This window comes from Oleiphilus sp. HI0086, from assembly GCF_001635225.1.
Map to the genome: position 1 here is coordinate 1 of NZ_LWFZ01001092.1, position 8,302 is coordinate 8,302.

An 8,302-nucleotide genomic window follows, 5' to 3' on the forward strand; every position below is an offset into this window, starting at 1 on the left:
AATAGGAAAAATTGAGCCGCGCTTTGATATTGGCGTGAACAATGTTCCGGCACGGGATTTCTTTGCCGGCCTTGTAGACGGTACAAATAAAAATATGGTTGTTCATCCTGATGTTAGTGGCAGTATTAGCTTGCAACTCAGGGATGTAACGGTATCTGAAGTGATGAGCATTGCCAAAGATATCTATGGTTATGAATATGAGGAGTCAGGCCGACTTATAAAGGTCTTCCCTGCCGGGCTTCGTACCCAGATCTTTCAAATAAACTATCTGAATGTAAACCGAAACGGCGATAGTGAGACGCGCGTTAGCTCTGGACAAATTACTCAAAACTCAAGTGGAGGAAGCTCTTCCTCAAGTGACTCCGACTCAGATTCTGGCAGTGCTAGTACGCAAAGCAGCGGTTTCGGAACTCGTATTGCGACCACTAACCAGAACGATTTCTGGCAGCGTCTGGAAAGTACATTACAGCTGATTATTGGTAGTAAAGAAGGCAACTCTGTTGTGATTACTCCAAGCACAGGTATGGCCGTCGTACGTGCTGATAGCGACACGCTTGCTTCGGTGGAGCGTTACTTGGAAAGCTCAGAGTTGATACTTCAACGCCAGGTTATTCTTGAAGCGAAGATATTAGAAGTGAGCTTGAATGAAGGATATCAGCAAGGTGTCGACTGGAGCTTCTCACGTGCAAGTGATAGTTTGGACTCATCGGGCAACCCGAAAAATGGTGTGAATTTTACCCAGCTCGCACGTCAGGTGACGTCTGGAGATGTAGGAGGTGTTTTCGCCTCGACAATAAAGCTAGGTAACTTTGATACCACGATCAACCTGCTAGGCACTCAAGGAAATGTTCAGGTATTGTCCAGCCCTCGCATCGCAACGGTAAATAACCAGAAAGCTGTGATAAAAGTAGGAAGTGATGAGTACTTTGTAACAGATATCGATTTTGAATCTAATAGTGATTCGAACTCTACGTCTACAGACATTGATTTGACACCTTTCTTCTCGGGAATTGCCTTGGATGTGACGCCTCAGATTAGTGAAGATGGCAAGATTATTCTTCATGTCCACCCAACAATTAGTAAGGTGGAAGATCAGCAGAAAATTATTTCAGTCGGTGGTCAGGACTTGGATTTGCCTTTGGCATTTTCGAGTATTCGAGAATCTGACAGTATTATTACGGCAGAAAATGGTCAGATTGTTGTGATCGGTGGCCTGATTCAAAATCGAAGTTCGGATAATAATTCCAGCGTGCCTTTCCTGTCTGAGCTTCCTTTGGTTGGAGAGTTATTCAAGCAAAAAGGCGAACAGTCTGAGAAAACCGAGTTGGTTATCTTGCTTCGCCCAACGGTGACGAACCGTCGAGTCATTCGTCAGGATATCAAAGCAAGCCGAGACCGTTTTGGCGAGTTTAGAGATGTAATGGCTGCACCTGTCCAAACCAGTTTTTATTGAGGTTTGGACTTAAGTATAAGACTTGTCGTCTAAAATAGAGCAACTTGATATGTACGAGTCCTTTTTTGGCTTAAATGAAGCGCCATTCACATTGACCCCAAACACTCACTTCTTTCTCAAGTCGGAGACGCATCAACACGGTTTGGAAATGCTGTTATGGGCCTTGAATAACAAAGAAGGCTTTATCAAAGTGTCCGGAGAAGTCGGTACCGGTAAGACTTTACTGTGTAGGAAACTTTTAAACTCTCTCGAAGACCCTTTCGTTACTGTCTACTTGCCTAACCCCCATTTTTCACCGGCAACACTCTATTGCCTGATCTCTGATGAGCTCGAAGCTGCTTTGGAAAGCGCTAGTCCGGCAAATAGTGAAATAATAATTGAAGAGCCTAAACAGCTTGGCTCGGTTGCAACAGATCAGCATGTACTGGCTTTGGGAAATATCCAAAAAGCTTTATTGGCCTTGGCTGCACTCGATAAACAAGTCGTTCTGGTGATTGATGAAGCGCAATCGATGCCGGAAGACACTATAGAAGCCTTGCGCTTGCTCACCAACCTGGAAACGGAATCGGCAAAACTGATGCAGGTTGTACTCTTTGGTCAGCCAGAATTGGATGAAACGTTGAATAGCAAAAGTCTTCGACAGCTGCAGCAAAGAATAACGTTTCAGCATGAAATTCGCCCGCTCGATAGGGAGGGTGTCGAACAATATATTTCTCATCGAATGATCCTGGCAGGATACAGCGGTGGTCGTTTGTTTGAAGCAAAAGCAATTTCACTATTAGTGAGTGCATCCAAAGGTATTCCTCGCTTGGTAAATATTTTATGCCATAAGGCGCTGATGGGCGCCTTTGGTGAGGGTGTAAACCTAGTGACCGCGAAGCATATGAAAGCAGCGATTAAAGATACGGAAAGCGCACATAAACCCTGGTGGCGATCTATGCCTCTACCTGGAGCGCTTTCATGAGTTTAGTCAATGATATGCTTAGGGATCTGGAGAAGCGTAAAGCCCCTGAGCAAACCGGTTCCCTAGATACGGGCGTGTCTCGAGAAAGCATGATCGAGCCCAAACAAAGTAGCTTTAAGCAGAAAGATCTTATTTTGGTCGTCTTGGTCATTCTGGTGGCGAGCTTGTTTGCTTATATTCTTATGTCGACTGAGGAAAGCACTGTTGTCTCTGGAGATAGAGACAATAATAGTGAGCGGGCGGTTCAATCGGAAGCAGGGCTTTCACAGCAAGCGCCGACAATGCCTGTCGAAGAGCAGACAGTAAATGAAAAGCAGATAGCCGGGCCTAAATTACTCGAACCTGCTGTAGCGACGAAACAGACTCAGGTTTTGCAAGAATCTGCGCTAAAAGAAAAGAAAAGAGTGGAGCCGGTTGCCTCGGCTATTGTTGAGAAAAAAGCGCGAACAAGTGTCGTGGAAGAAAGCAAAGCAACGAAATCTGTTGTGGCAAAAGAGAGTCGTGAAGTCAAAAAGGCTAGCGATAATATTGTGACTCAGCCAAAAGTTGATAAGAGTACTGTTAGCAAGGGAGCTGATGCTGAGCCAAATTTGCAGACAAAAGCGAAAACCAAGGCCAAGCCGCTTGGTGTTGTTTTGTCTCCCTCTGCACTTGATTTAAAAATGGCATCAGATGCTATTTCATTATTTGAAATAGGTAAGCCAGCAGAAGCTTATGCTTTAATGCAGGCTTTTGTTGCCGAGAACAAGACTGTCGATAAAACGCTCAGCGTTTTGGCAAATCGCTTACTGCAAGACCAGCGCTTCAACGAGCTGTCGGGCCTGCTGGGCCGGGCGGGTAAGCCATTGAGCCCAGACCTGAGACAAGTTAAAGCGCGATGGATGTTGATGCAAGGGGAGCCTGAGCTCGCCGTTGCTTTACTAGAGCAGTCCTTGCCAGATATTGACAAGATGCCAGAGTACTTTGCATTGATGGCATCGCTATACCAACGAAATGGGCAATCAGGCAAAGCGTTTGAACAATACAGTCAGCTTATACAGAGCAACGACACGGTTGCAGACTGGTGGGCTGGTTTGGGGATTGCGGCAGACCAGCTTAAACAAGGGCGGCAGGCTGTATTTGCTTATCAACAGGCGATGACCCTGCCTGGTTTGAATCGTGCGCTAGAGAGTTATATCGGTCAGCGGCTGACAGCCCTGTCCTCGGTAAAGTAATTGAGTGAAGATATGAGTGAACCGAAAAAGAAAATTCGAATTGGTGACTTGCTGATACAAAACGGTGTTATTACCGAAGATCAGCTAATGACGGCCCTATCGGAGCAGAAAAAGACCGGAAGGAAGCTCGGTAAAGCGCTGATCGATCTTGGTTATGTTGATGAAGACAAACTTCTGAATTTACTGTCTCAGCAGTTGGAAGTGCCCTTTGTTCACCTTCGTCATTACCAGTTTAATAACGACCTGGTCAATAAGTTGCCGGAGACATTAGCGCGACGTTTCAGAGCGATAGTCTTAGATGAACAGCAGGGAGAGTTGTTAGTCGGCATGGCCGACCCGATGGATCTGATGGCCTTCGATGAGATTGGTCGAGCGGTCAACCAGCCTTTACGTCTAGCGGTTGTTCGTGAAAGCGAGCTCTTGACGACCATTGACATGGTTTATCGTAAAACAGAAGAAATATCTCACTTGGCTGGAGAGCTTGAAGAAGAGTTGGAAGATGATGCTTTCGACTTGGCTGAGTTAACCACGACCGGAGATGACAGTGAAGCACCGGTTGTAAAACTGCTGCAATCTATTTTTGAAGATGCGGTGCAGGCGAGAGCATCTGATATACATATTGAACCAGACGAAAGTGTGGTACGAATCAGGCAGCGTATAGATGGCATTCTGCAAGAGCAGGTGATGAAAGAGACACGAATCAATGCCGCCCTGGTACTGCGTTTGAAGTTGATGTCGGGCTTAAATATATCCGAAAAAAGAATTCCTCAAGATGGACGCTTTAACGTTAGGGTTAAGGCGCGGTCAGTGGATGTGCGTCTATCGACGATGCCTACGCAATATGGCGAGTCCGTGGTGATGCGTCTTCTTGATCAGACCGAAGGTATTCTGGGGCTGGACAAGGTAGGTATGCCCCCCAAAATACTCGAGCGTTTTAGAATCGCAGTGACACGTCCGCATGGACTGGTACTGGTAACCGGGCCGACGGGGAGTGGTAAAACTACCACTTTGTATGGCGCGCTATCTGAATTGAACAAACCAGAAGTAAAAATTATTACCGCAGAAGATCCGGTTGAATATCGTCTTCCGCGAATTACTCAGGTACAGGTTAACCCAAAGGTGGGATTGAATTTTTCTACCGTACTTAGGGCCTGTTTGCGTCAAGACCCGGATATTGTTTTGGTTGGTGAGATGCGAGACCAAGAGACCGCAGAAATTGGCTTGCGGGCGGCAATGACAGGTCATATGGTGATGTCGACCTTGCATACCAATGACGCGATTGGCAGTGCCATGCGTTTGATTGATATGGGCGCAGAGCCTTATTTGGTAGCGAGTTCTTTGGGCGGGGTGCTGGCCCAGCGTCTTATCAGACGGGTATGCCCGAACTGTGCGACCGAGTATCACCCAACGGAACAGGAGAGAATCTGGCTAGGTAGTATGGTCGCTGAAGGTGAAATCCTACCAGATAATTTCACTGTTGGAAGCGGCTGTTACCAGTGCAGTAATACCGGCTATAAAGGGCGAGTAGGTATTTACGAGTGGCTAGAAATGGATGATCGTACTTTGGGGGCGCTTCGTCGTGCAGACCCGGATGCCTTTGCTGAAGCTGCCAAGATGAATGCTTATTACGAGCCCTTGGATCGGTGCGCCTTAGAGTATGCGCGTCAGGGTATTACGACGATTGATGAGGTCTTCAGAATTTCTGCAACCCTTGATGAATTGGGGGCAAGCTTGGACGATGAGCTGGAAATAGACCTGGATGAACTCGATGAGTAACTTACTTGAAGGGTGGCAGGGTTAATGGCTCGATTTCAATACAAGGGGCGTGATGCAAAAGGGGCCCAGGTTAGCGGTGAACTGGAGATAGCTTCAGAGTCAGCTGCTGCCAATGAGCTGCTTAAAAAAGGTATTACTCCGGTTCAAATCAGTGAGCTGCAGGAAGCGTCAAAAAGTTTGGGCAGTATAAATATACAGCTGATCAAACCCAAAGTGACGCTTGATGAGCTGATTATTTTTTGTCGGCAAATGAATGCTTTGGCTCGCGCCGGTATTCCTATTATACGTGCAATGAAAGGCTTGGCGGATTCAACCAAGTCAGAAGTGCTTCGCGAGACACTCTTTGATGTTTCTCAGCGCCTAGAGTCAGGTGTGAATTTAGCTTCATGCATGCAGGCCCACCCCAAGGTCTTTTCTGATTTGTTTATTAGTATGATTCACGTAGGTGAAAATACAGGTCAACTTGAGGAAGCCTTTAAACGATTAAGTGAGAGCCTGGAAATGGAGCGTGATACACGTAAACGTATCAAGCAAGCGACTCGCTATCCAACCATGGTTATTTCTGCGATCTTCATCGCCTTGTTTATTGTTAACTTGTTCGTTATTCCAAAATTTGCCAGTGTCTTTGCCAAATTTGGTGCAGACCTGCCGCTACCGACTCAGATACTTGTGGCGACCTCTGAGTTTTGTTTGGCTTACTGGTGGCTGATTATCGGTCTTATTTTTGCGGGAATATATGCCTTTAAACAGTGGGTGGCGACGGAGAATGGCAATTATATTTGGGATAGGAAAAAACTCGGCTTTCCAATAGTAGGGGTTTTATTTGAACAGATCGCCTTATCACGATTTACCCGAAACTTTGCCATGATGCTCGCTTCCGGCATGCCGATTACTCATGCTTTGGCGATTGCAGCGGAGGCCTCGGGGAATAAGTTTATCGGTAAACGAATTATTGATATGAAAGTGGGAATAGAGCGTGGCGATAGCCTATTAAGAACGGCGCGTGCTACCGAAATATTTACCCCCTTGGTATTGCAGATGATGGCGGTTGGTGAAGAGACCGGCTCGATCGATAGCCTATTGGATGAAGTGGCAGACTTTTATGATGAAGAAGCAGACTACTCGTTAAAGCGCTTGTCTGAAGCAATCGAACCAATATTAATCGTTGCAATGGGCGGCATTGTCTTGGTCTTGGCATTAGGCGTCTTCTTGCCAATCTGGGACTTGGGCCAGGCAGCAATGGGACGGTAGACAGCGTGTATAAAGCGGAAGAAAAAACTGTTTATGAGCGCAGTTTCGGCAATCGCTATTTTGTGGTCGCAGTGAGCCTTCTGATTATTGTGTTCGCCTTGAATTGGTTGGCTGAACGTTTGAATCAAGAGCTAGTGAATGCCGAGCGTGTACAGTTTATTCATAGGCTTAAAGAACTCAATGCTGCTGTTACCTTGATGCAGGCATCTCTGGTGGCCCAGGATAGGCCGCAAGCAATGGCAGAGTTTGTGGGCGCAAATCCGATGAACTGGGTTCAGGATGACGTGACGCACTATGTTGGAGAGCAAGCTTTAGAGGAAAGTCAGCACCTAGCGGGTGTTTGGGTATTTGACCCAAAACTAAGAGATATTGCTTATCAGCCGCGCGATGTGTCAGTAGAGAGTTTGCGAGCGCAATTGCAGGGGGAGTTCTCAAGGATTGTTAGCGATGAACCTGAATGGCAGCGCCAAAGATATTCGCAATGGTTGCGATTTAGAGTAGTTGGTCTATTGTCAAAGGATAAAGTTCAAGCGAATAAACATTCAGAATATGAAGGGTTAGTTCTGCAGCTCATGCCGTAAACCATGAGCGCAGTTTCTGAAGCAGGTACTTGGTTTTCAAAAACGGGTTTTCAAAAACAGGTTTCAATTTACATTGATGAAGAGAGTTTGAAGTTATGAAAAAAATGTCCGGCTTTACATTAATTGAGTTAGTGGTCGTGATTGCCGTGCTAGCTATTCTTTCTGCGGTGGCCTTCCCGAAGTTTGCCGAGATTTCTGACGAGGCGCATCGATCGGCTGTTGAAGGCGCTGGTGGTAGTTTTACCTCGTCGGTTTCACTGGTTAGAGCCCAGTGGCTGGCAAACGGTACCCGTACCGCCATTACAGACTTACCTGGATATGGTGAACCAGATAATGTTATCGATGTTAGTGTCGATGGCTGGCCAACAGGCGTAAATGGTAACACCAACCCCAGTGGAATGACCGCTGCTGAGTGTAATGCACTGTGGGGGGCATTAATGAATACTAATGGCCTAACGACGTCGACAGCCGTGGGTGAAGACTACCTGACAACGGTGAATTCTGGTGATTGTCGATATACCTATCAGGCAACAGTTGATGGACATAACGTTGAGTATGACCCGAACACCGGCACTGTCTATACAGATATTCAGCCTTAAGCAGTTTTATTAAGAAAGTAAGCTTTGTTGTTACGATTTTTAAACAAAAACATACATTAATGATGTGCGAAGTTTTAAAAGCATGTCTATAGTTAAATCAATAGATTAGTGAACGAAGTTTTAGTGCTACTTAAACTTGGCGTTAAGTCCAAGAAGCATTAACTTTTAATTTTAACGAACGAAAGCAGTAAATAATTATTAAGATTTAGGAGCTCTACTCATGAAGCGTCAAGCGGGTTTTACACTCATCGAATTGGTCATGGTTATCGTGATCTTAGGTATTTTGGCAGCCTTTGCATTGCCTCGTTTTGCAGACTTAGGTGGTGAAGCGCGTGCTGCAGCACTTCAAGGTGCTTATGGCGCGATGAGGTCTGCGTCATCCATAGCTCACGCAGACTATTTGGTTCAGGGCGATAACTCCTTGACTGAAATTACAATGGAAGGTCAGGTTATTCAGATGTTGA

General features: G+C 46.0%; 8 protein-coding genes. All 8 read left to right on the top strand.

Annotated features, from left to right (window positions below; all coding sequences use genetic code 11):
* Nucleotides 1–1,453 (top strand): pilus (MSHA type) biogenesis protein MshL (mshL, locus tag A3756_RS19250; protein ID WP_068554334.1); only part of this gene is annotated, 1,453 nt, incomplete at its 5' end.
* 22 nt (nt 1,454–1,475) lie between these two features.
* The gene (locus A3756_RS19255; protein WP_231875579.1) at nt 1,476–2,417 is read left to right on the top strand and encodes an ExeA family protein; all 942 of its coding nucleotides are present in this window, start codon (nt 1,476–1,478) and stop codon (nt 2,415–2,417) included.
* Nucleotides 2,414–3,631: a M48 family metallopeptidase gene (locus A3756_RS19260; RefSeq protein WP_068509830.1), complete on the top strand. Its 1,218-nt coding sequence runs from the start codon at nt 2,414–2,416 to the stop codon at nt 3,629–3,631. Before A3756_RS19255 ends, A3756_RS19260 begins: the two co-directional genes overlap by 4 nt.
* A gap of 12 nt (nt 3,632–3,643) precedes the next feature.
* The gene (locus A3756_RS19265) at nt 3,644–5,407 is read left to right on the top strand and encodes a GspE/PulE family protein (RefSeq protein ID WP_068554346.1); all 1,764 of its coding nucleotides are present in this window, start codon (nt 3,644–3,646) and stop codon (nt 5,405–5,407) included.
* A gap of 24 nt (nt 5,408–5,431) precedes the next feature.
* A complete protein-coding gene (locus A3756_RS19270; RefSeq protein ID WP_068554338.1) occupies nt 5,432–6,658 on the top strand; it encodes a type II secretion system F family protein in 1,227 nt (408 codons plus the stop codon).
* Nucleotides 6,659–6,663: 5 nt separating this feature from the next.
* A complete protein-coding gene (locus tag A3756_RS19275; RefSeq protein ID WP_068554344.1) occupies nt 6,664–7,239 on the top strand; it encodes a hypothetical protein in 576 nt (191 codons plus the stop codon).
* A gap of 95 nt (nt 7,240–7,334) precedes the next feature.
* The gene (locus A3756_RS19280; protein WP_068554219.1) at nt 7,335–7,838 is read left to right on the top strand and encodes a Tfp pilus assembly protein FimT/FimU; all 504 of its coding nucleotides are present in this window, start codon (nt 7,335–7,337) and stop codon (nt 7,836–7,838) included.
* Nucleotides 7,839–8,058: 220 nt separating this feature from the next.
* Nucleotides 8,059–8,302, top strand: a 244-nt coding sequence (locus tag A3756_RS19285; protein WP_156490612.1) for a type II secretion system protein, incomplete at its 3' end; no start/stop codon positions are given.